This window comes from Kocuria sp. CPCC 205260 (assembly GCF_040981045.1).
GTDB classification, from domain to species: Bacteria; Actinomycetota; Actinomycetes; order Actinomycetales; family Micrococcaceae; genus Kocuria; species Kocuria palustris.
The window spans coordinates 1-502 of the sequence record NZ_JAVKPT010000127.1; the positions used below are offsets into that span (position 1 = coordinate 1).

1 protein-coding gene is annotated in these 502 nt (G+C 71.9%); it reads right to left on the reverse strand.

Features of this window, described 5'->3' with window-relative positions; translation table 11 throughout:
- On the reverse strand, positions 1–502 hold a 502-nt coding region (locus tag RF645_RS13540; protein WP_368819299.1), incomplete at both ends, for an IclR family transcriptional regulator.

Genomic DNA, 502 nt, shown 5'->3' on the forward strand with positions numbered 1-502 from the left:
AGTTGACGGCCACCCCGTCGGCACCGGCCTGCCGCAGGACCTCCAGGTAGGCGTCGATGCTCGCCTCGGTGGGATCGGGGTGCTCGACGAGGCCGGAGCGGATCAGCGCCCGGACCCGCTCGGCGGGCTGGGCGGCGAGGAAGAGCTGGACGGAGGAGCTGAGCGCGGTGTTGTACCGGGTGCCCAGGGGGGTGGTGTGCTTGATCTGCCGCGGGCTGGGGATCTGCTCCACGCACACGGCCTGGTCGCCGTTCCAGAGCATCAGCGCGCTCGTCTCCCGGGTCTGCTCCGTGAGTTCCTGCAGCACCGGGTACGCCACGCGCCGTTCGTCCAGCTCCGCGAGGAGGGGGCCCGCCATGGAGATCAGGCCCAGCCCGAGGCGGTAGCGGCGGCTCTGCGGATCGCGCTCCACGACGTTCTCCTGCTCCAGGGTGGCCAGGAGCCGGGAGACGGTGCTCTTGTGCAGGCCCACCCGGGCGGCGATCTCGGTCACGCCGAGCAT